16 protein-coding genes are annotated in these 23,640 nt (G+C 59.6%); 10 read left to right on the forward strand and 6 right to left on the reverse strand.

The genetic code is table 11. The features are described from left to right. A partial coding sequence (locus B2V17_RS08035; protein WP_292996822.1) for a hypothetical protein occupies positions 1-3,858 on the reverse strand: 3,858 nt, incomplete at its 3' end. A gap of 627 nt (positions 3,859-4,485) precedes the next feature. Here B2V17_RS08035 and B2V17_RS08040 point away from each other — a divergent pair. Next, entirely contained in the window at positions 4,486-4,854 is a 369-nt protein-coding gene (locus tag B2V17_RS08040; RefSeq protein ID WP_292996823.1) for a single-stranded DNA-binding protein, read from the forward strand. Between the two features lie 8 nt (positions 4,855-4,862). Here B2V17_RS08040 and B2V17_RS08045 read toward each other — a convergent pair whose 3' ends face one another. Both B2V17_RS08045 and B2V17_RS08050 read right to left on the reverse strand, forming a co-directional pair. Continuing rightward, positions 4,863-5,120, reverse strand: a complete 258-nt coding sequence (locus B2V17_RS08045; RefSeq protein ID WP_292996824.1) for a conjugal transfer protein TraD — start codon at positions 5,118-5,120, stop codon at positions 4,863-4,865. A gap of 22 nt (positions 5,121-5,142) precedes the next feature. Further along, entirely contained in the window at positions 5,143-5,445 is a 303-nt protein-coding gene (locus tag B2V17_RS08050) for a conjugal transfer protein TraD (RefSeq protein ID WP_292996994.1), read from the reverse strand. A 172-nt stretch (positions 5,446-5,617) separates the two neighbouring features. On the opposite strand from B2V17_RS08050, the gene traA reads away from it, so the two are divergent. Both traA and B2V17_RS08060 read left to right on the forward strand, forming a co-directional pair. Beyond that, a complete protein-coding gene (gene traA, locus B2V17_RS08055) occupies positions 5,618-8,512 on the forward strand; it encodes a Ti-type conjugative transfer relaxase TraA (RefSeq protein ID WP_292996825.1) in 2,895 nt (964 codons plus the stop codon). An 11-nt stretch (positions 8,513-8,523) separates the two neighbouring features. Continuing rightward, positions 8,524-9,294 carry a DUF6118 family protein gene (locus tag B2V17_RS08060; RefSeq protein WP_292996826.1) on the forward strand — a complete coding sequence of 257 codons (771 nt, stop codon included), beginning with the start codon at positions 8,524-8,526 and terminating at the stop codon, positions 9,292-9,294. Between the two features lie 176 nt (positions 9,295-9,470). Here B2V17_RS08060 and B2V17_RS08065 read toward each other — a convergent pair whose 3' ends face one another. After that, complete coding sequence (locus tag B2V17_RS08065; protein WP_292996827.1) at positions 9,471-10,082, reverse strand: carbonic anhydrase; 612 nt, start codon at positions 10,080-10,082, stop codon at positions 9,471-9,473. 6 nt (positions 10,083-10,088) lie between these two features. Then, positions 10,089-11,318: an NnrS family protein gene (locus B2V17_RS08070; protein ID WP_349679975.1), complete on the reverse strand. Its 1,230-nt coding sequence runs from the start codon at positions 11,316-11,318 to the stop codon at positions 10,089-10,091. A 106-nt stretch (positions 11,319-11,424) separates the two neighbouring features. Here B2V17_RS08070 and B2V17_RS08075 point away from each other — a divergent pair, with 106 nt between their 5' ends. Then, positions 11,425-12,579: an alginate export family protein gene (locus B2V17_RS08075; protein WP_292996829.1), complete on the forward strand. Its 1,155-nt coding sequence runs from the start codon at positions 11,425-11,427 to the stop codon at positions 12,577-12,579. 5 nt (positions 12,580-12,584) lie between these two features. Here the strand turns inward: B2V17_RS08075 and B2V17_RS08080 are convergent, their stop codons facing one another. Then, positions 12,585-13,283 (reverse strand): cyclic nucleotide-binding domain-containing protein, encoded by a 699-nt coding sequence (locus B2V17_RS08080; RefSeq protein ID WP_324475589.1) that lies wholly within the window; start codon positions 13,281-13,283, stop codon positions 12,585-12,587. A gap of 202 nt (positions 13,284-13,485) precedes the next feature. Here B2V17_RS08080 and B2V17_RS08085 point away from each other — a divergent pair, with 202 nt between their 5' ends. From B2V17_RS08085 to B2V17_RS08110, 6 genes are read left to right on the forward strand one after another with little or no spacing between them, the layout of a single operon-like run. Further along, positions 13,486-16,224: a nitrate/nitrite transporter gene (locus B2V17_RS08085; RefSeq protein ID WP_292996830.1), complete on the forward strand. Its 2,739-nt coding sequence runs from the start codon at positions 13,486-13,488 to the stop codon at positions 16,222-16,224. Next, positions 16,221-19,958 (forward strand): nitrate reductase subunit alpha, encoded by a 3,738-nt coding sequence (locus B2V17_RS08090; RefSeq protein WP_292996831.1) that lies wholly within the window; start codon positions 16,221-16,223, stop codon positions 19,956-19,958. The genes B2V17_RS08085 and B2V17_RS08090 overlap by 4 nt, the downstream gene beginning before the upstream one ends. Further along, the gene (gene narH, locus B2V17_RS08095; protein WP_292996832.1) at positions 19,955-21,481 is read left to right on the forward strand and encodes a nitrate reductase subunit beta; all 1,527 of its coding nucleotides are present in this window, start codon (positions 19,955-19,957) and stop codon (positions 21,479-21,481) included. The genes B2V17_RS08090 and narH overlap by 4 nt, the downstream gene beginning before the upstream one ends. Beyond that, positions 21,481-22,176 carry a nitrate reductase molybdenum cofactor assembly chaperone gene (narJ, locus tag B2V17_RS08100; RefSeq protein ID WP_292996833.1) on the forward strand — a complete coding sequence of 232 codons (696 nt, stop codon included), beginning with the start codon at positions 21,481-21,483 and terminating at the stop codon, positions 22,174-22,176. The genes narH and narJ overlap by 1 nt, the downstream gene beginning before the upstream one ends. Beyond that, on the forward strand, positions 22,169-22,864 hold the full coding sequence (gene narI / locus B2V17_RS08105; RefSeq protein ID WP_292996834.1) for a respiratory nitrate reductase subunit gamma: 696 nt from the start codon (positions 22,169-22,171) through the stop codon (positions 22,862-22,864). The genes narJ and narI overlap by 8 nt, the downstream gene beginning before the upstream one ends. Further along, the gene (locus tag B2V17_RS08110) at positions 22,861-23,640 is read left to right on the forward strand and encodes a peptidylprolyl isomerase (RefSeq protein ID WP_292996835.1); all 780 of its coding nucleotides are present in this window, start codon (positions 22,861-22,863) and stop codon (positions 23,638-23,640) included. Before narI ends, B2V17_RS08110 begins: the two co-directional genes overlap by 4 nt.

Here is a 23,640-nt window from a genome sequence, read left to right on the forward strand (position 1 = left end):
CGCCAAACCGGCAGCAGGCCAAATAGCGATAGCTATAGAAAGCACGGAAGATCGAAACCAGTGCCTTTCTTCGGGCAGCTTTACCAGCCCTCTTATGAGCGGGAGGTGGATCGAATTTCGAATATGGCGCAATTTGGCGTTCGGACCGACATTCCAATTGCTGGAGCAAGCAGCCTTTATCAACTCTTGAAAGTCCACTGGCACCAGCGCGAACCCGCCCTCATATAACTTCTCAATCGCGCGTTGAAACTCGTCGTTAGTGATTGCACCTTTCGCCTCTAGGTGTCTCAAAACATCAAGCGAAATAGCTGTGTTTACCGTCGCTTCCGTTTTGTCAGTGAAAGTGCCGTTCTTGTTCAGTCCTCGGTCGTCGCAGACAAAGAGGGTTGCTCCGCTGATATCCTGAAGCGCATTGATCAGCGGCCCTATCTCGCGTCGGGTGCCTTCGTCCTCGGATTCCGTAGTATCCTCAGAAGTAAGTTTTCCGATCCTAATCGTGCCATTTTCGATAGCCGCCGCCACTGAAGCCCTTAACTGCTTAATTTGATCTCGAACTGCCGCAGCCCTTGTGCTGTCTGCAATTTCACGGTTCGCCAGCTCCTCAACGTCAGGAAGGATAACCAGTTGCCCAAACACACTCTTTAGACGGGGCAAGATCTCCGCATCCGCCAGATAGTGCGAAGCGGTCATGGACAAATATAACGGCTTGCCGGATGCCAAGATTGGTTCGTTAGGCCAATCCTCACCACTGCCAAAGATCGCCGCCAAAGCGTCGTTGGCAACTGTGTCGCTCAGATCGCCGTTGTCTCTCAGTTTCGCAATTAGCCCTTTGGGACTCACTAGCCTGTCTGCAAACCGACTAGGGTCGATGGTTTCTTTCAGCTTGCCGGGCGGGTGTAGAGGGGCCGTATAAACTACATAACCATCTGTTCTCGCCGCAGCTTGATAGAGCCTTGCAAACTCTTTTCCGACTTCACTTTCCAACTCCTCGCCCGCTCGGTCGCATTTTTCGACGGTTAGTGTTTGTGCGGCGATAAGCCTTTTGATCTCTTGCGCCTGCTGCACTCTGCTTGGCTGGGTATGTCGCGCCTCTGAGTAGTCCTGAAAAATCTGAGACATCGTGCCTGCGGGGAGAACAACCTGACTAATCGCGCTGAGTGTCTTGTCTAAAATCCCGATTGATTGAAGGGTGAGCAATGAGGTGACATCAAACGAAATGACGGGATCATCTGGCAGGTTCCAGAAAAGGCGATTTCCTGCATAGGCGGGAATGAGGTTGTGTTTCCGTGGGTCTGTATTCTGGCGATTTTCCCATGCCTGCCCGAGATAGATCGCACTCAATGTCACGTTCAATGGCTTCGCAGCTAAGGAAAGTGGAAGCTCAGCCGCCATGATCATTGCGTTTAGCTTTTCGCTCCGTTCTTGGCTTTCACGCATTAACTCGACGGCGTCGTCGATATCCTTCGTCCAAACAGGCCCATTCTCTTCAGACCCGTCTATGGCAGCTTTGAGCCAGCCGTTTACCTCCGGCGTGCGCTCCGCCCCCATGTTTAGTGCCGCGTGATAGGCAGCCAAAAATAGGTGAGGGCTTTGATCCTCTTTATCCAGCGAAGCCTTTACCAGCGGAAGCGCCGATGGACTTTCCAACGCGGTTGCAAGCTGAGCCGCGCTCATCAATGTCCTCGAGCTGCGACTATCTCTTGCGGCAAGCTCTGATTGCAGAAATGGCTCAAGCTCGCTCCATCGCCCGAGTTCAAGCAATATGCTCACTCGAAGCTGTCGGATGTTGTGATTGTCGGCCCCTTCAGCGTTAAGCCTGTCCAATACGGCCAAGGCTTTCGATAACTCGCCCTGCCTTTGAAATTTCCAAGCCTCATGAATGCCTAGGTGATGATGCTGCGGAATGTAATCAGCCAACGTATGCAGAAACTCATCTAGCGCCTCAGTTTGGCCATTCCACAGGAAAGCATCGCAAGCCTTCGCTGCATCGCCCAGCTGGTGCTTTCGCTGCCAAAGCAGCGCAAGAAAGTGCCCTAATCGCGAGTCCTTCTTCTCGGAGAGTGAAGATATCAGGATTTCCAGATCATGCGTTTTATCGCTTTGTTCAAAGAGAGTCAGTCTGGCAGAAATCGAATTAGCACCTTGATGCTCGTCTATCGTGGTTTTCAAAAAATCATAAAAATCGGGTTCAACAGATGACTGGCTTTGCTCCAAAAGCTCAAGGGCCTCATTGACACGATCGGATTTTGCCAGCGCCTCGATCCGAATCCCGATAACCTCCTCGATCTTCATGAAAGCAATGAGGCCAGTTTCATGTCGTTCGACAAATTCGGCCACCTTTGCAGGATTGTCGCTTCGCATCGCTAACGCAAAGGCGGTCCGAAGTTGCCGCGTATCCAGCCCGCCAAACCTCTCAGCGTGATCAAGCTGCGCCTTGAGGCCAGACCAATCGAAATCGACTTTGTAAAGTAGCGCTAATGGGGCAATGTCGATGGCCTCGTTGGGATCAGAAAGTCTAGCTTTCAAATCTTTCTCAGCACGTTGTCGTTCAGCGGCATCCTGGAGGGAAAGTCTCAGTCCTAATATCTGCTGGTCAAGAATCGCTTGCAGATCATCGGCGTCCAAATCTGCGGCGGCGGCTATCAAGTCTCGGAAATCTGATATTGCTTCTGAGAGGAGTTGCTGGCCAGTTTGATCATTTCGATAATCGTCCGGTCGGGGGATTAAGCCATGTGTTTTTAGAAAACGAGCGGCTACATCGGGAGCCATCGCCAACGCCATGCAGAGCCGCCCTCGTTCGAACAGGATAAGAGGATTCTCACCTATCTGGTCGGGAGTGGCGCGATGCAGGAGATCTTTAGCTTCGGCAAGCCGCGCTAGTTCAGACATTCGCAATGAAAGCCAATGCAGAGCATGACCGGTCAGATCGTTTTCGCTATGATGCTCAGTGTAGTATGCGATTGCCGCTTCGTTGCCGTCACGCAGGTAGATGGCCTGGATGAACATGCTAATCGACGCTGGATCGTGTCTACAACGAAGCAGCTTGAGGGCTGAGTCGAAGTCATTTTGCACCATTAGCAGCCGGGCATGCTCAGGCGTCACGTCGATGTCGCAGATGGAAGTGGCTCTTTCGAGTGCAGCGGTAGCGTCATCAATCAATTCAACTCTGGCGAATATGATAGCCAGTTCCCTGAAGGCTTCCGCCCTGATTGAGGGTGTCCCGAAGCTAAGGCCTTTCTGAAGGCGGCCTGCAAATGATCGACCATCATCTATCAGCTTATCATCTTGGATGAATCGGCGTCGTTTGAAGCGCTTGGTTTCCTCCAATACTGCTTTGTCGATAGCGCCTTCATCAACCTGACTGCGAATGTCTATGCTATCGGATGCAAATCCCTTTTTGGAAATTTCCGCTATCTTGTTGCTTATGTCTGCAAAACCGACATCCATGTTTTGCGCCAACTCAGCCTTGGCATCTGAAATCTGGCTAGTTAGCGTCTCAAGCAGAATTCTATCACCGGGAGTTAGATACGCCACCAGGGTTGCGAAAGTGAAGGCGACAGCATCTTCCAGCAATCTCTCACCAAAAGGTGCTGCACCTTCATACAGCTCTGCATCGTCAAACAGACTTGCATAAAGCACGCGTGCCGATTGGCATTCTTTCGAGATGTCTTCGTTCGCAAATGTCTTGCGGGTTGCGTCTTTGACGAGTTGAACTACGCGATCATCTGAAATGAAATGACTGGCGTTTTCTGTGTCAAAGCTCGCTGGGCGATCCGAGAAATACCCTTTCAGCTTAACCCAAATCGTTTGAGGCAGCTTCGCCGCATCGCCCTTCAAGACGGCAAGAGCTTCATCCATTTCTCTGTCTGCGGTGCCCAATGTGCTTAGATCGGCACAGGCCGCCCCGCGCCTTGCCCATTGGGTGCGGAAAAACTCCAGCGTCGGTTTCGCACCGGCTGAAACCCCCGTTTTCGCTATACCTGTGGACAAAGGTTCCAAATACTACCTCGCAAGCTAACTCGGGATTTCGAACGTCGACTAGCCCCTTGTCGGCTCAGTTAGCAGCCTGCGGCATGTAGTTGAACAAGCAATTATTCTGCCGATGGCGGCTAAGTCACCTCGGTCCAATAGCGTGGTGAACGAACGTCAAATTTCGGTGTCGCGTTCAGGTCGGGTGAACGGCAGAAATGTTGGCGAAACCCGACGAAGACGCCATCCTCCATAGTTAGCGCTTTGCACCTCGATACAGTCCAAGAACACCTCCCCTTTCATGACTAATCCACGCCCCTGACCGAACCCGGCCAGGCGCTGCAACGTGCGCTCATGCGGACCGTGTTGCCGTCCTTCGGTCGGCTGCCCGCACCACTCCTTCGAGCGACGTTTCCCTCATTGCATTCGGTGCAGACCTGTCCGTGCCCGGCCTCTTCGGGGCTCAGTCAAAGGGATGGTCCCTTGGACGAACTAGAGCTTCGAAAGGTCACTCTCATGAAGAACACCGTCACTCTCGTCGGCTTCGTTGGCAACAATCCCGAAGTCCGCACCGCCCAGTCAGGAGCCTCGATCACCAACCTCTCCCTCGCCACTACCCGCAGCTTCAAGGACGCCGATGGGGGTCGCCAGACCGAGACCGAATGGCACCGGATCACCTGCTTCAATGGCGTCGGCAAGTGCGTCGCCGAGCACGTCACCAAGGGTGCGATGGTGATGGTCACTGGACGGATCCACTACTCGCGCTGGACCGACAGTGAAGGCCAAACCCGCTACGGCTGCGAGATCATCGCCGAGCAGGTCGATTTCCTCGCCAAGGCCAAGGAAGCGACTGCGGATGAACCCAGGAAGCGGCGCGCCAAGTAGCGCACCGCTCAGGCCCCGGCGGTGATTCCGCCGGGGCCTTTCTGTTCGGCCTCGGCTTCGAACGCCCGCTTGCCTTTACGCTTCCACAGCGCCAACGCGTGTGCCCCCTCCTCCCCGCGCAACTTGGCCGCGACCGTGAGCAGCGCGCCGTAGATCGTCGCGCGGTCGTCATCGGTCAGTTCTACCAGGCCTGCCTTCACCACCAGACCGCCCAGCTCGATCAGCTGGTGGGTGCGTTCGCGGCGTTTGACCTGCCAGTCGCGCATGTCGGTTCGCGCCTTCGCTGCTTCAAGCCGGTGCTTCGCCGCGGTCGCCCGCGCGATCGCGATCCGGCTTGTTGTTAGCTCGGCCTTGATCGACTGCCTTCCCCTGAAAGAACGCCGCGCCGCGTGCGCGCCAGCCCTCCTTTATTGTGCTGTCGTTGCTGCTCGCTGCATTGAGTAATGCACCCGCCAGCACATCGGGCTCGAGCGTGTCGCCGCCGGTCGCGATCACCAGCTCGCCAAGGTGCCGTACGCGGCGTTCCTTGAGCGCCTTGGCCTTGTCTGCCAGCGCCTTCAGTTCCGAATCAAAATCGCGCGGTTTGCGCATGGCCTCGTCTCCGCCTGGAGTTGATGCGCCCAATGTACGGCTGTGCTTTGTCCAATGCAGCAAGGTCACCGGGACGCTCTGATACGGCTGAGTCCCGAACGAGAAATTTTCGAGAGAGGGCGCGCTTATACGTCGTGCCGACGTGGCTTTGATGGCGTAACTGGATGGCCACATGGCAATCTTCCACTTCAGCGCGAAAGTCATTGGCCGCTCGAGCGGGCGCAGTTCGGTCGCGGCTGCGGCTTATCGCGCGGGTGAGAAGCTCCAGGACGAGCGACTCGACCGCGCTCATGACTTCACCGACAAGACCGGTGTCATTCATTCCGAAGTGATGCTGCCCGAAGGCGCGCCCGAGGAATTTGCCGACCGCGAAAAGCTGTGGAATGCGGTCGAGAAGGCCGAGAAGCGCAAGGACGCCCAGCTTGCCCGCGAGGTCGAGTTCGCCCTCCCCCGCGAGCTCAGCAAGGAAGATGCGATCGACCTTGCCCGCGAGTTCGTCGAGGCCGAGTTTGTCACAGAAGGGATGATCGCCGACCTTAATGTCCATTGGGATATCGGTGAGGACGGCCAGCCCAAGCCGCACGCCCATGTCATGCTGACAATGCGTGAAGTGGGGCCCGATGGGTTCGGCGCGAAGGTCCGCGACTGGAACCGCTCCGAGTTGATCGAGCAGTGGCGCGAACGCTGGGCCGAGCACGTCAATTTGGCGTTAGCCGAACGCGATATCGATGCGCGGGTCGACCACCGCAGCCTCGCCGAGCAGGGCATTGCGCTTGAGCCGCAGGACAAGATTGGCCCCGCCGCATCGCGGATCGGCACGCGCGGATTGGAGGCCGAGCGGATCGAGGAGCATCGCACGATTGCGCAAGGGAATGGGACACGGATCATCGCCAATCCCGCGCTCGCCCTGGACGCTATCACCCACAGCCAAGCCACCTTCACCGCGCGCGATCTGGCGGCGTTCATTCACCGGCACAGCGACGGCAAGGAGCAGTTCGATGCGGCTCTCGGTGCGGTGCGCCATGCCCCCGAACTGGTCGCACTCGGCAAGGATGGTCGGGGCACTGAGCGGTACACCTCGCGCGCAATGATCGAGACCGAGCAGCGGCTCCATCTGGCGGGCGACAGCATGGCTGCGCGGGACCGGCATGCAGTCGCGGGCAAGCACATCGATCATGCCATCTGCCGCGGCGAGGAGCGCAACTTGCTGCTCTCTGGCGAGCAGCGTGCGGCGTTCGAGCATGTTACCGGTGCCAAGGGTCTGGCGATCGTCATCGGCTTTGCCGGCACCGGCAAGAGCGCGATGCTTGGCGTCGCGCGCGAGGCCTGGGAAAGTGCCGGTTACACCGTCCACGGCGCAGCGCTTTCAGGGATCGCTGCGGAGAATCTCGAGAGCGGATCGGGGATTGCCTCACGCACTCTCGCTAGTCTCGACTACCAGTGGAGCCAGGGCCGCGAACTGCTTGGGCGCCGTGACGTGCTGGTGATCGACGAGGCCGGGATGGTCGGCACGCGGCAACTCGAACGCGTACTCAGCCGAGCTGCCGATGCCGGGGCTAAGGTCGTGCTGGTTGGCGATCCGCAGCAGCTTCAGGCGATCGAGGCTGGCGCGGCCTTCCGCGCGCTGCACGAATGCCACGGCGGGGTCGAGATCACCGAGATCCGCCGCCAGCATGCCGACTGGCAGCGCGATGCCACGCGTCACCTAGCGACTGGACGGACCGGGGAAGCGATCGGGACCTATGCCGATCGGGGTATGGTCCATGCTGAGACCACTCGCGAGATCGCGCGCGAACAGTTGATCGCGCGTTGGGACGGGGATCGGCGAGCCAATCCCGAGGCAAGCCGGATCATCCTCACCCACACCAACGACGAGGTCCGCGCGCTCAACCAGATGGGGCGTGAGCGGATGCGAGCGACGGGAGAACTCGGTCCCGATGTCGAAATCAGAGCCGAGCGTGGCGAGCGCCTGTTCGCCTCTGGCGACCGGCTAATGTTCCTGCGCAACGAGCGCGGTCTCGGGATCAAAAATGGCACGCTCGGCACCATCGACACGGTCAAATCCGGTCGCATGACGGTACGCACTGATGATGGCCGCAAGGTTGCGTTCGACACCAAGGACTATACCCATTTCGATCACGGCTACGCCGCGACGATCCACAAAGCGCAAGGCGTAACCGTCGATCGCACCCATGTGTTGGCGACACCAGGCATGGACAGCCACGGCACCTACGTCGCGCTCTCGCGGCACCGCGAGCAGATCGATCTGCATTACAGCAAGGATGACTTTGCCGACCAGTTGAAACTTGTCCGGCTGCTGGGTCGCGACCGCGCCAAGGACATGGCAGGTGACTATGCCGAGCGCGATCCGGCGCGTGATTTTGCCGAGCGGCGCGGGATCACCTTCCGCGAGAAGGTCGCCGAGATGGTGCGGCAGATTCCGGCCAAGGTGCGCGGCATCTTTGACGGGTTCCGGCCTGGCAAGAGCAAGCTTGAGGCGGTCCCGGCCACTGGTTCTGCTGCCAATCCCCAGTTCCGTGCGATCGAGAGATACGCCAAGGCGCACGTCGAAATTGCGCAAATGCAAGCCCGCGGATTGCCATTCTTGCCGCACCAGATCGAGGCGTTGGACCGCGCTAGCAAGGCGCTTGATGCACTTCGTCCAAGCGGCGGCACCGATCTCTCCAAGGCGTTCGAGCGTGCCCCAGACCTGGCCGTCGCAGCTGCCGCCGGGCGATCGCAAGCCGCACACCAGGCGATGAGGTTTGAAGCCGAACTGCGCGCCGATCCCGGCAAGCGGGCTGACCGCTTCGTCAATGACTGGCGTCAGATGGCCGAGACCCGCGAAACCTTGCAGCGCGGCGGCGACACCGCTGGCGCGCGCGGTGTTGCGAAGCAGATGGCCGAACTGGCCAATGGCCTCGAACGCGATCCGCAGCTCACGGAACGCCTCACCAAGCGCACTCGCGAGCTTGGCCTCGACCTCAAGCTCGAACGCAGCCTTGAACGCGAACTTACCGCCAGCCTCGGGCTCGGGCGCACCCGCAGCATGGACTTTGGACTCTAAGGAGAAGTGCAATGAACCAGAATGAAGATGATGAAGTCTATCTAGACCTCGATGCCGAGAGCGAGGGCGAGGCAGTACCAGTCGAAACTGTAGCCGCGCCGCAACCCGGCGAAGCTGATCCAGCGGCCGAAGCGTTCGGTCGCCTCGAAGGTCAGATCGCGCTGGTCCGGCGGGCTGTCGAGCATCTCGCCGCCGAGCGCGCCGATATTGTCATTCCGGATTACAGCCCGACGCTTGGGCAGATGGTTGGGCAGCTGGAGGCTGTTACCCAGAGCCTTGGCAGTCTGGCAGCGCAGCCGGCGCTGGCGCTCACGCCCAGCGGCATTTCCGACCAGATTACTCGAGCGGCAGAGTCCATGCGCCGGCTCGATCATGACAGGCTGTCCAGCGCGCAACAGGAACTCCGCCATTCGACGCAGGCTTTGCTTGATGTCGTTGCCCTGGCGCGGACCCGCGGCGAGCAACAGCGGGTTCTGTACAAGGTTGGCGGAGCGTGCCTGGTTTCTGGTTTGCTGCTTTGGGCGATCCTACCCGGCATTGTCGCGCGAACAGTACCAGACAGCTGGCGCTGGCCCGAAAGCATGGCAACGAGAATGCTCCGTCAGCCCTCGATCGTCGAGGCTGGTATTCTTCTGATCCGCTCGGAAAATCCGGCGCAATGGGATGCCATTGCAGATGCGGCTAGGTTCGAGCGCGATAATCGCGAGGCAATCAACCGCTGCAAGCAGACCGCGAGGAAGACGAACGCTTCGGTCAGCTGTGTTGTGCGCATCAACTCTTAGCTTGCGCATGGGTTGATGATTGGCAGCTACTGCAAAGGTGCGATTCGGGTCTGGCACAACCAACAATCCTGATTGGTTGATTTGGGACCGCATTCAAAGACTGCAGTGTTGACGACAGTAACTTCAATTCCGTCGGCATCCCGCTCTTTGGGCGTAACCACAGCCAAGACGTTCGCCTAATCGAGAAAATCGACCCTACCTGAGTTTAGATGATAATAGGCCCCGACCACTCTCAGCCTCCCATCCTGCTGCGGTTCCAGCAAGGCCGGGGATGCCTCCAGCTGAAGTTCCCGAACGACCCGCTTTACGTTGCACAACGCTGCGGCATCGGCGAGGCTTTCGGACCAGGGATCCGCTTCGAGTACTGCTGGGAGCAGGGACTGCAGAACTTTGCCGACGTTTCCGGTATATGTGGTATGCCCACGCGCCACGGAAACGGCAGCACGCAATGCGCCGCAAGCCTCATGCCCCATAACCACGATCAACGGCACTCCCAGCTGGGTTACCGCGAATTCAAGACTGCCCAATGCACTTGCACAAAGCGCGTTACCGGCGTTGCGGACAATGAACAGTTCGCCCAATCCGCGCTCGAACAGCAGTTCAGGCGGAACCCGCGAATCTGAGCAACTGAGATAGGCTGCAAAGGGCTGCTGGGCGACGGCGAGGTTCAAGCGGTGCAGCCGGTCCATCGGCGGATTATAGGGGGCGTCGGCCAAGAAGCGCCGGTTGCCTTCCTTCAGCAGTTCGAGTGCTTCGGCAGGGGACCGAGGGTAAACCGGGACTGTCATGGCGTGTCATCCATTGCGGCCATCGATCCGGGGCCGGACATATATGGCGGCATTGCGCAGCAACCAAGGCATCAGCCCTATAAGAAACACCAGCGCAGCCACCGAAAGCAGTGCGGGGTGCTCAAAGCGGAGCGCCGCCCACACCCGCAGCACAGCCGCCACTTGGACGGCCACGAAGGCCAACCAGCCGAGAGCGAACATCTCCAAGGGCCGACCGGAATGCCCCTGCGTAACCCGCGTCACCATGGCCACCAGCAGGCTTCCCGAAAATCCGATCATCAGCGCATGGGTCGGGGCCAGGCCAAAAGGCAGGCCGATTGAAGCTAGCCCGGACAGGCCAAAACCAACCGGTGCCCAAGCAAAGCCCCAGATCAGGACCTTGAGCAAGCCGGGCGCCGCAGCACGGGGCCACCAGCGCCAGAGCATAAGAGTACCAAGCACAGCCAAGCCGAACGAACCAAGTGCGATGAGGTCGTCGAGCAGAACCAGTCCGCCGAGCAAACGGGCCAGCAGCAATACCCAGAGCGCAGGCAGCAGCCAGTTCGGCCGCCAGGGGTGGTAGCCTGTGACGGCGCTGGCAGCGAAGAACGGCACCATCCGGTGCGCAACGGTTAGAAAGATCGGCAGCAGGCAGGCATTCATGGCCAGTTGGTTGGCCGCCCGCAGCAGACGCGGATCGTCGCTGTAAACGAACTGCTGGACAAGCAGCAGCGCAAGAAGTCCGGACAACAATGCCGCAATCGCAGAAGCGGCATGCCAGCAGGGCGGCTTCCCTGCCCGGCGGGCGCTCCACAAGGCCATGGCAAGTACGACCAGTCCCACAGTCCAGCCAATGGAGAATAGAGCAAACCCGGCCTGCACGGCCCATACGGCCGAAGTCCAAAGTCCAACCTGCGCCACGCCACTGCCCGCGGCAAGCAATGCCGCGATCGGCCCGAACTGGCGCAGAGTCAGATCGGACAGGCCCATCCAGCGAGGGAACACTGTCAGCAGGAATCCAAAAATGAAGGGGGAATAGCTCAGGAATATCATCGCCGGGCCGTGCATCAGCGCCGCCGGGAGTGACCCCGGACCAAGCGCGATCAGACCGGATTGCATACCCATCAGGCTGACCAGCCACCATGCCGCCACCGACAAGAGACCCAGACTTCCAGTCAGGAATGCCAGGCGGTGAGGTGCAGCAAACAAAATAGAAGGTCTGGGCATGTCGCGCTCCTTAGAGTGAGAGGGCGGCATATTGCTTGATCTTCATCAATTACGATGCCGAACTTTCACCTATCAGAGCAATATGAATCAATTCAAACTCCTTCTCGCATCGGCAACCTTTGCCCTTGTCCCCGCCATGGCCGCGCATGCCGAAACCAAGCCTGCCGATGTCATACTCTATGCCGATATCCGATACCGGCTTGAGGTGGTTGATCAGACGGGCCTGCCCAACGATGCCACAGCATCGACCCTGCGGATTCGTGCAGGCGTAAAAACGAGCGAATGGCATGGCTTCAGCGCCGTGGTCGAAGGCGAGGCAATCGTGCCGATCGGTGGGACGAATTACAATGATACCGTCAACGGCAAGACCGCTTATCCGGTCGTTACTGATCCCTCCGATGTGCTGCTCAATCAAGCCTATCTGCGCTGGAAACCATCCGCCCAAGTGGAACTGACTGGGGGCAGGCAGGCGATCAATCTCGAAAATCAGCGCTGGGTTGGTTCGGTGAACTGGCGACAGAATGATCAGACCCTTGACGCGGCGCGCCTCACCGTGAAGCCAGTCAAGGACTTGTCGATCGACTATTTCTACGCCTGGCGGGTCAACCGGGTGTTCGGGCCGGATTCACCGCAGGGTATCTGGCGTGACACCGACATCCATTCGGTGCGCGCCGCTTATACAATCAAGGACGTCGGCACGCTGTCGGCCTACGGACTCTGGCTGGATGTTCCCTCCTCCGCCGCCAGCAGTTCGCGGACCCTGGGCGTGCGGATGGCTGGCGAGCGGAAGGTCGGCAAGCAAACCAAGGTGCTTTACGCCGTCGAATACGCTCGCCAGCAGGATTTCGGACCCAATCCGGCCAGTTATGACTTGTCCTATTTCCTGGCCGAGCCTGGGATTGCCCAAGGCCCGTTCACGCTGAAGGGCGGTTTCGAGCGGCTGGAAGGCAATGGCAGCGCGGCGGTGCAAACGCCGCTCGCCACGCTCCATGCGTTCAACGGCTGGTCCGACAAGTTTCTGACCACGCCGGCTAGTGGCCTGCGCGATGTCTACATTGATGCCAGTTGGAAGGTGGCCAAAGGACCGCTCAAGGGGATGACGCTGCGCGCGTCTTGGCATGATTACAACTCGACCGCTGGTGGCCTGGATTATGGTCAGGAATGGAACGGCCAGGTCAGTTATCCGATCGACCAGCACTTCACCGTGCTGGCCAAGGCGGCGCGCTACTATGCAGATACCTTCGCCACCGATACCACCAAGTTCTGGTTTGCGATCGAAGCGAAGTTCTGACCCGATCAGTCCCGCACCGGATCCGGGCGAGAGAACGCCTCCAGCGCGGCGCGGTCGGCAATCCGCACTGTCGCGCCATCGATTTCGAGCCCGTGCTGGCCAAGAACGCCAAAGGCACGCGAGAGATTTTCCGGTGTCATTCCCAGTAGCGATGCGATCAGGCGCTTTTCAGCGCGCAGCTGAGCCCGGCCGGTGCCGCCCTGCCTGCGCTCCTGATCGAGAACAAGATTGCCAAGTCGCTCGGCCGACTGGCGCAGCTTCATATCAGTCAATGCGCGAACCATGTCGCGATATGCCAAAGCCAGTTCGCGCATTGTCGCCTGCATCAAGGCGCAGTCCTGCTTGACCACCTCTCGAACCAAAGCGGCTGGGACCAGCAGAATGCGCGAGGCGGTTAAGGTGCGGGCTGACATCAGGTAAGGCATGTCAGTTACCACCGCGGCCAAGATGAAACTGGTCACCGGTTCGACAATCCGCATAGTCGTGTCGCGGCCAGCGCTGGTTGCATAGAGTTCAGCCAGGCCATCGACCAACACGTGCAGGAAGTCAGGATGTTGGCCGAGCTCAAACAGAGTCAATTGCGGCGGAAATACCTGCAGGAACGACCCCGAAAAAATCCGCTCGCGCTGTTCCTCCTGCATTTCCCGGAACAATGGCAACCTGGCAATCTCTGGCCTTTCAGCAACTCTCACGGATCGGGACACTCCTTGGGAACTTAGGCTCCTCTAGCGTTAGAATTGATGTTCATCAATCATCGACTTGATCTACCGCAGGCCTAGATCAGCTGCGGATCAGGGCAATTTCGCTTTCCTAGCCTGGATCGAGCCAATTTGATCCGGATCAAGCCTGTTCGCGTATATCGGGCCATGCCCTGCTGCAACAAACCCAAACAGGCGGGAAATCACTATGCCACTCCAGCAAACGGCCAGCTCAGGTGAACAGAACCGGGCCCTCGGGCTCAGCACATTCGCCTTCACCGTCTGCTTTGCAGTCTGGACGATCTTTGCGATCATCGGAATCCAGATCAAGCAGGACCTAGGCCTCAACGACACCCAGTTCGGCCTGCTGGTCGGCACGCCGATCCTGACCGGATCCTTGGTCCGCCTGATGCTGGGGGTCTGGACCGACCAATACGGCGGACGGTTGGTCTTTCCGCTGACCATGCTGGCCTCGGCGCTTTCCACCTATTTGCTTACCTTTGCCGATAGTTACGCCCTGATGCTGGTCGCAGCTCTCGGGCTGGGAATGGCCGGGGGCGGCTTCGCGGTTGGCGTGGCTTATGTTTCCAAGTGGTATCCTCAAGAAAAGCAAGGTTCTGCGCTCGGCTTCTTCGGAATGGGCAATGTCGGCGCGGCGGTGACCAAATTCGTTGCTCCATGGATCATGGTAGCAATGGGCTGGCAGGCTGTGGCGCTGATCTGGGCGTCGGTGCTGGCGGTTACCGCCGTGCTCTTCTTCATCTTCGCAAACGACGATCCCGATCTGGCCGCGCGGAAGATCAGCGGCGACAAGCCCAAGGGCCTGAAAGAGCAGCTTGAGCCGCTCAAGAACGAACAAGTCTGGCGCTTTTCGCTCTACTATTTCTTTGTGTTTGGGGCCTTCGTTGCCCTGGCGCTGTGGCTGCCGAAATATCTGATCGGGGTCTATGGCGTCGACATCAAGGTTGCGGGGATGCTCGCGGCAACCTTCTCGCTTTCGGCTTCGCTGTTCCGCGCCTATGGCGGCGTGCTATCGGATCGCTACGGCGCGCGGCGGATCATGTACGCCACTTTCGGCGTGTCGATGCTGCTGTTGTTCATGCTGTCCTACCCTTCCACCGACTACACGATCCACGGGGTGAAGGGCGATCTACACTTCGCGACGTCGATGAGCCTGGTGCCCTTCGTAATCGCGGTGTTCGTGCTGGGCTTCTTCATGTCGCTGGGCAAGGCTGCGGTCTACAAGCACATCCCGGTCTACTACCCCGATCATGTCGGTTCGGTCGGCGGCCTGGTCGGGCTGGTCGGCGGGCTGGGCGGTTTCGTGCTGCCGATCGTGTTCGGTGCAGTCAGTGACCTGACGGGCATCTGGACCAGTTGCTTCATGGTGCTGTTCGCGCTGGTCGCGGTGGCGCTCGCCTGGATGCACATGGCGATCCGTCAGATGGAACAGAAGGCGGCAGGCATCGATACCCGTTCGCTGCCGCAATTCCCAGAAATGGCCGGTCTGCACGATGCCGAGACGCATGCGGCGCATGAAGTCAAAGGCAAGGTTCTGACCGACTGGCGACCCGAGGATTCCCAGTTCTGGGAGGAAACCGGCCAGCGCATCGCAAATCGCAATCTCTACATCTCGATCCCCGCGCTGCTCTTGGCTTTCAGCGTGTGGATGGTCTGGTCGGTGGTGGTCGCAAAGCTTCCCCTCATTGGCTTTGCTTATACCACCGACCAGCTGTTCTGGCTGGCCGCGCTGCCGGGCCTTTCCGGCGCGACCTTCCGGATATTCTACTCCTTCATGGTTCCGATCTTTGGTGGGCGGCTATGGACCACGCTCAGCACCGCTACCCTGCTGATCCCGGCATTCGGGATCGGCTATGCGGTGCAGAACCCGGATACGCCCTATTTCATCTTTCTGGTCCTGGCACTGCTGTGCGGTTTTGGCGGGGGCAACTTTGCTAGTTCGATGTCGAACATCGGGTTCTTCTTCCCCAAGGCGCAAAAGGGCAACGCGTTGGCGCTCAATGCAGGCCTCGGCAACCTTGGTGTGTCGGTGATGCAATTCGCCGTTCCGCTGGTGATCACGGCTAGTGTGTTTGGTGCCTTGGGCGGTGAACCAATCGCAACCAAGGACGGCGGCCAGTTGTGGTTGCAGAACGCCGGTTTCATCTGGGTGCCGTTCATCATCGCCAGCACGCTGCTCGCCTGGTTCGGGATGCATGACATTGCCGATGCCAAGGCCAGCTTCGCCGAACAGTCGGTGATCTTCCAGCGCAAGCACAATTGGCTGATGTGCTGGCTCTACACCGGGACCTTTGGTTCGTTCATCGGCTTTTCTGCAGGCCTGCCGCTGCTCGCCAAGAGCCAGTTCCCCGATGTGAACGTGCTGAAATACGTGTTCCTGGGGCCATTGGTGGGCGCAATCAGCCGCGCCGCCACCGGCTGGGTCGCCGATCGCTGGGGCGGCGGACGAGTCACTTTCTGGGTGTTCATCGGCATGATCGTGGGCGCGCTGGGCGTGATCCACTTCCTTGAGGCCAAGGACTTCAACGGCTTCCTCAGCATGTTCGTCTTCCTGTTCTTCGTGACCGGGGTAGGCAATGCTTCGACCTTCCAGATGATCCCTCAGATCATGCGCCAGGAAGTGCCGCGGCTGATGCCCGAGCTGGACGCTGCCCAGCGCACCCGCCAGGCCGAAAAGGAATCGGCGGCGATCGTCGGCTTCACTTCGGCGATTGCGGCCTACGGGGCCTTCTTCATCCCGCGCGCCTTCGGGATGTCGATTTCAGCCACGGGTACGCCAATGGCGGCGCTCTATGGCTTCATCGTCTTTTACGCCAGCTGCGCTGCGCTGACCTGGTGGGCCTACACCCGCAAGGGTGGCCTGCTGCACGATGTTGAACGTGGGTTAACCGCCACTGCCCCGATTGCCCAAGGAGCCACCGCATGAGCCATCTGCTCGACCGCCTGACTTTCTTCGCCCAGAAGAAAGAGACATTTTCTGACGGCCATGGCGTGACTACCGCCGAGGCCCGCGATTGGGAGGACGGCTATCGCAAGCGCTGGCAGCACGACAAGATCGTGCGCTCAACCCACGGGGTGAACTGCACTGGATCGTGCAGTTGGAAGATCTACGTCAAAGGCGGGATCATCACCTGGGAAACCCAGCAGACCGACTATCCGCGCACCCGGCCCGAGCTGCCCAACCACGAACCCCGCGGCTGCCCGCGGGGGGCGAGCTATAGCTGGTACATCTATTCAGCCCACCGGCTGAAGTACCCACTGATCCGTAAGAGGTTGGTCAAATTTTGGCGTGCGGCGCGGGCTACTTTGCCTCCGGTCGCAGCCTGGGCTTCGATCCAGAACAACCCCGAGCAGCGCAAGAGCTACACCGCGATCCGCGGCCACGGCGGTTTCGTCCGTTCGACCTGGGACGAGGTCAACGAGATCATCGCGGCCGCCAATGCCTTTACCGCCAAAACCTATGGCCCCGACCGGGTGATCGGATTCAGCCCGATCCCGGCGATGTCGATGGTTAGTTATGCGGCGGGATCGCGCTATCTCTCACTGCTCGGCGGGACCTGCATGTCGTTCTATGACTGGTACTGTGATCTGCCGCCCGCCAGCCCGATGACCTGGGGTGAACAGACCGACGTTCCCGAAAGCGCCGACTGGTACAATTCCGGCTTTCTGATGCTGTGGGGCAGCAACGTGCCGCAAACCCGCACACCCGACGCCCACTTCATGACCGAGGCGCGCTATCGCGGGGCCAAGGTGGCGGTTGTTTCGCCCGACTATGCCGAAGCGACAAAGTTCGCCGATATCTGGCTGAACCCAAAGGCTGGCACCGATGCCGCACTGGCGCTGGCGATGGGTCATGTGATCCTGCGCGAGTTCCACCTCGACCGGCAAGTGCCCTATTTTGAGGACTACTGCCGCCGCTATTCCGATATGCCTATGCTGGTCCGGTTGGTTGAAAAAGACGGCCGCTTCGTGCCTGACCGGTTGCTGCGCACGTCCGATTTTGCGGGCAACCTGGGCGAGGCCAACAACCCCGAATGGAAGACCGTCGCGATCGACGATGCTCGCGATGAAGTGGTTGCCCCGTCTGGCACGGCTGGCTTCCGTTGGGGCGAAAAAGGCAAGTGGAACCTTGAGGAGAAGGATGGGCAAGGCAGCGACGTAAAGCTGCGGATGACCGCGATCCTCGACAAGGACCATGATGAAGTGTTGGACGTTGCCTTCCCCTATTTCGGCAACCGCGAACACGACTTCTTCCAGGGCACCGATCACCCCGACGTGCTGCTGAAACGCGTGCCGGTGCGCGAACTGGAGCTGACCGAGGGCCGGACTTACGTCGCCACGGTGTTCGATTTGCTTTGCGCCAACTACGGCCTCGATCGCGGCCTTGGCGGCGAACACGTCGCGCGCGATTACGGCGATGCCAGCCCCTATACTCCGGCATGGGCCGAGACGATCACCGGCATTCCGGCTGATCACATCATCACCGTGGCGCGTGAATTTGCCGCCAATGCCGAAGCCACAAATGGCAAGTCGATGGTGATCTTGGGGGCAGGCCTCAACCATTGGTACCACATGGACATGAACTACCGGGGGATCATCAACCTCCTGGTGATGTGCGGCTGCGTCGGCCAGTCGGGCGGCGGCTGGGCACATTATGTTGGCCAAGAGAAGTTACGCCCGCAGACCGGTTGGCTGCCATTGGCCTTCGGGCTCGATTGGAGCCGTCCGCCGCGCCAGATGAATTCCACTAGCTTCTTCTATGCCCACACCGATCAGTGGCGTTACGAAACGCTTGGGGTCAGCGAGATCCTTTCTCCCACTGCGCCAGACGGAGATTGGGATGCCAGCCTGATCGATTACAACGCCCGGTCTGAACGGATGGGCTGGCTGCCGTCAGCGCCGCAGCTCAAGACCAATCCGCTCGAAGTGGGCAAGGCGATCAAAGCCTCGGGTAAGAGCGCCGCAGACTATGTTTCGGCCGCGCTCAAATCGGGCGAGCTAGAAATGTCGTGCTTCGATCCTGACGATCCGGCCAACTGGCCGCGCAATATGTTTGTCTGGCGCTCGAACCTGCTCGGATCTTCGGGCAAGGGTCACGAATATTTCCTCAAGCACCTTCTCGGTACCGCCCACGGCGTTCAGGGCAAGGATCTGGGTGAAATGGGGCTGCAAAAGCCCAAGGATGTGAAATGGCACGATGAGGCGCCCAAAGGGAAGCTCGACCTGCTGGTCACGCTCGACTTCCGGATGTCGACCACCTGCGTCTATTCCGACATCGTTCTGCCGACCGCCAGCTGGTATGAGAAGGACGATCTCAATACGTCCGACATGCATCCTTTCATCCACCCCTTGTCGGCTGCGGTCGATCCGGTTTGGGAATCGCGCAGCGATTGGGACATCTACAAAGGCCTGGCCAAGACCTTTTCCGAAGTGGCGTCCGAAGTGTTGGGCGTTGAACAGGACGTGGTGCTGGTGCCGATCCAGCACGATACCGCGAACGAACTGGCCCAACCGTTCGACGTGGCCGACAGGGGCGAGGGCCAGGTTGAACCGATCCCCGGCAAGACCATGGCCAATGTTGCGCTGGTCGAGCGGGACTACCCGAACCTCTACAAGCGTTTCACCGCGCTGGGTCCCCTGCTCGACAAGCTCGGCAATGGTGGCAAGGGGATCAGCTGGAACACCAACGTCGAGGTTGAAAACCTGCGCGATCTCAACGGACGGGTGACCGAAGACGGCCCGACCAAGGGTATGCCCAGAATCGAAACCGCGATCGACGCGGCCGAGGTGCTGCTGATGCTGGCGCCCGAAACCAACGGCGAAGTTGCGGTAAAGGCGTGGGAGGCGCTGTCGGAATTTACCGGGATCGATCACACCCATCTGGCCAAGCCCAAGGAAGACGAGAAGATCCGCTTCCGCGACATTCAGGCCCAGCCAAGGAAGATCATCTCTTCGCCGACCTGGTCCGGAATTGAAAGCGAGCACGTCTGCTACAACGCTGGCTATACCAACGTTCACGAACTGATCCCCTGGCGCACCCTGACCGGGCGGCAACAACTGTATCAGGACCACAAGTGGATGCTGGCGTTTGGCGAAGCGCTGTGCGTCTACCGCCCGCCGATCGACACCAAGGCGGTCGCCCCGATGCTGGCCGAAGCCGAGGGGCAGAAGCACGTGGTGCTGAACTTCATCACTCCGCACCAGAAGTGGGGGATCCACTCGACCTATACCGACAACCAGCTGATGCTGACCCTGTCGCGCGGCGGACCGATCGTCTGGATGAGCGAGGTGGACGCCGCCAAGGCCGATCTGGTCGATAATGACTGGGTGGAGACTTTCAACGCCAACGGCGCGCTGGTTGCCCGGGTGGTCGTATCCCAGCGGATGAAGGAAGGCACGCTGTTCATGTACCACGCCCAGGAAAAGCACGTGAATGTGCCGGGCTCGGTGCTGACCGGACAGCGCGGGGGGATCCACAATTCGGTGACCCGCGCGATCCTGAAGCCGACCCACATGATCGGTGGCTACGTCCAGCAGGCCTATGGCTTCAATTATTACGGCACCGTCGGATCGAACCGCGATGAATTTGTGATCGTTCGCAAGCTTAGCAAGGTCGAATGGCTCGAGGGCCCTCTTGGCGCAGGGGAGATTGTAGCATGAAGGTCCGCGCGCAAATCGGCAAAGTGCTCAACCTCGACAAATGCATTGGCTGCCACACCTGTTCGGTCACCTGCAAGAACGTCTGGACCAGCCGCGAAGGGATGGAATACGCCTGGTTCAACAATGTCGAGAGCAAGCCCGGCATCGGCTATCCCAAGGATTGGGAAAACCAGAAGCGCTGGAACGGGGGCTGGGAACGCTCCACGACGGGTTCGATCCGCCCGAAGATGGGCGGCAAATGGCGGCTGCTGGCAAAGATTTTCGCCAATCCCGATCTGCCCGAGATCGACGATTACTATGAACCCTTCACCTTCGATTACGGCCACCTGCAATCGGCGCCGGAAAGCAAGGCATTCCCCAGCGCGCGCCCGCGCAGCCTGATCACGGGCAAACGCATGGAAAAGATCGAAGGCGGCCCCAACTGGGAGGAAATCCTCGGCGGTGAATTTTCCAAACGTAGCGCCGATTACAACTTCGAAGGCGTCCAGAAGGAAATCTACGGCGAGTTCGAAAACACGTTCATGATGTACCTGCCAAGGCTGTGCGAACACTGCCTGAACCCCACTTGCGTCGCAGCCTGTCCTTCAGGCTCGATCTACAAGCGCGAGGAAGACGGGATTGTCCTGATTGATCAGGAGAAGTGCCGCGGATGGCGGATGTGCATCTCGGGTTGCCCTTACAAGAAGATTTATTTCAACTGGAAGAGCGGCAAGAGCGAGAAGTGCATATTCTGCTACCCCCGGATTGAGGCGGGCGAGCCGACGGTCTGCAGCGAAACCTGCGTTGGACGGATCCGCTACCTTGGTGTGATGCTGTACGATGCGGACCGGATTGAGGAAGCGGCCAGCGCTGAAAATGTCGAGGACCTCTATCAGGCCCAACTCGACATCTTCTTGGATCCCAATGATCCGAACGTGATTGCGCAGGCCCGTAAGGACGGCGTTCCCGAAGCCTGGCTTGAGGCTGCGCGGCGCTCGCCGGTGTGGAAGATGGCGATGGAATGGAAGGTCGCCTTCCCACTCCACCCCGAATACCGCACTCTACCAATGGTGTGGTACGTTCCACCGCTTTCGCCAATCAACAATGCGGCCAGTGCGGGCAAGATATCTGCCCGTAACGGCATGCCCGATGTCCGCAGCTTGCGTATCCCGGTCAAATACCTCGCCAACCTGCTCACTGCGGGCAAGGAGGCCCCGGTGATCGACGCGCTCGAACGGATGCTGGCGATGCGCGCCTATATGCGCGGCAAGACCGTGGACGGCGTTATCAACGAAGGCATTGCCACGGAAGTGGGTCTGACCGCAGGGCAGATCGAAGAGATGTACCAGATCATGGCCATCGCCAACTACGAAGACCGCTTCGTGATCCCCACAGGCCACCGCGAGGACGCCGAGGACATGTACGACGAAAAGGGCGGATGCGGTTTCTCGTTCGGCAATGGCTGCTCGGGCGGGTCCAACGACACTAACCTGTTCGGTGCCCCGGCCCGCAAGAAGCTCCAAACCCCGACGGAGGTGTTCTGATGCGCCTGACCCTTCGCGTCTTGTCAGCGCTGCTGCGCTATCCTGATGTCGCCGTGCAGCAAGCCGCGCCAGAACTGGCTGGTGCGCTAGCAAGTGACGGCCTGCTTTCGGCCGAGCAGCGTGCCCGATTGCAGCCACTGCTGGATGATTTGGCCAGTACCGACTTGCTCGATCTGCAGGAGCGCTATGTCGGCTTGTTTGATCGGGGGCGGGCGCTGTCGCTGCATCTGTTTGAACACGTTCACGGTGAAAGCCGCGATCGCGGGCAGGCGATGGTTGACCTGCGGGATCGGTATGAAGCGCAAGGACTGGAGATCGCAGCAAAGGAATTGCCCGATTATCTCCCCTTGATGCTTGAATACTTGTCAGTCCTGCCGGCCGCACAAGCGGCGGACGAACTGGCGCAGCCGGGTGTGATCTTGTCTGCGCTGGCCGAGCGGCTTGAGGAAAAGGGCACGCCTTATGCGGCACCGATGCGAATTCTGGCCGATCTGGCTGGGGCAGGAGGCGAAGCATTCGAAATCGCCCCAGCTGATGATCCCGATGACCTTGCCGCGCTCGATGCGGCCTGGGCGGAAGAGCAAATCCGCTTCGACGCCCCGGCTGCCCCTAGCACTGGCGAATGCCCACAAGTTGCCGCGATGGTTGACCGCATGCTCATCCCTGAACCTGTCCGGAGCTCGATCCATGGCTGATTTCATCCACCACCTGCTGTTTGCGATCTTTCCCTACATCGCGCTCGCCGTCCTCGCCGTGGGATCGGTCATTCGTTACGATCGTGAACCCTATTCGTGGCGAGCCGGATCAAGCCAGTTGCTGCGCCGCAAGCAACTGATGGTCGGATCGGTGCTGTTCCATCTGGGCGTACTGATGATCTTCGCCGGGCATCTGGTTGGATTGCTGACCCCGATAGTTCTGTTCGATACCTTGGGCATTTCGCATGGTGCCAAGCAGTTGCTGGCGATCGTAGCTGGCGGCGTGGCCGGGGTGATTGCGATCATCGGTGCCACCTTGCTGATCCATCGCCGCTTTTTCGATCCCCGGGTTCGCGCTGCATCCAGCTTCAGCGACAACATGGTCATCCTGTTGCTGTGGCTGCAGCTTGCACTCGGCCTCTCCACCATTCCGATCTCGGCCCAGCATCTTGATGGTCACGAAATGGTCAAGTTCATGAACTGGGCCCAAGGCATCTTCACCTTCCGTGTCGGCGCGGCTGAGCAGATCCGCGATGTCGCGCTGGTGTTCAAGCTGCACCTTGTGCTGGGCCTGACGATCCTGTTCCTATTCCCCTTCACGCGCTTGGTTCATATGCTGAGTGCGCCTGTCCGTTACGTCTGGCGTTCGGGATATCAGGTGGTGCGTTCGCGGAAGCTCGCGTCATGATGGCCGATCCCGTGCTGGTCGGCGGGCGCGAAATCTCGGCTACCGATATCGCTGCCGAAGCGCAGAACCACCCCGCACCGAGCGCTGAAGCGGCATGGGCTGCAGCAGCTGAGGCCTTGGCGATCCGCCAGTTGCTGCTCGATGAAGCGCTTCGTCTCGAACTTGATCCAGGAGATACCCACGATGCGGAAGGGCTGGCTTTAACCCGCGAAGACGCGCTGATCGACGCACTGCTTGCACAAGAAATCCAGACGCCCAAGGCCGATCCCGAAACCTGCCGCCGGTTCTATGACAACCACCCGGAACGCTTCGTTACCCCGCCGCTGGTCGAGGCCGCACATATCCTAATCGAGGCCGATCCCGCTGATGACTTTGCGATGGGATTGGCGACGGGCGATGCCCGCACCCTGATCCGCCAGATTCAGACCGATCCTTCACGCTTCGAAGAGCTCGCCCGCAGCCATTCGGCTTGCCCATCGCGCGAACAGGGCGGCAATCTTGGACAGGTCCAGCCTGGGCAGATGGTCAAGCCGTTCGAGGAGGCGCTGTTCGCGCTGGCCGAAGAAACGCTGTGCCCCAACCCGGTCCGGACCCGTTTCGGGGTTCACGTGATCCGCTCGGGACGGCGCGCCGAAGGCTGGCAGTTGCCGTTCGAAGCCGCCCAGGCGCTGATTGCAGAATACCTAGAGGAAGCCAGCTATCGCCGCGCTGTGGCGCAATATATCGCGGTGCTAGCCGAACAGGCCGGAGTCAGCGGCGTGGAACTGGCCGCCTAG

Source organism: Novosphingobium sp. UBA6272 (assembly GCF_002440635.1).
In the GTDB taxonomy this organism is placed as follows: domain Bacteria; phylum Pseudomonadota; class Alphaproteobacteria; order Sphingomonadales; family Sphingomonadaceae; genus Novosphingobium.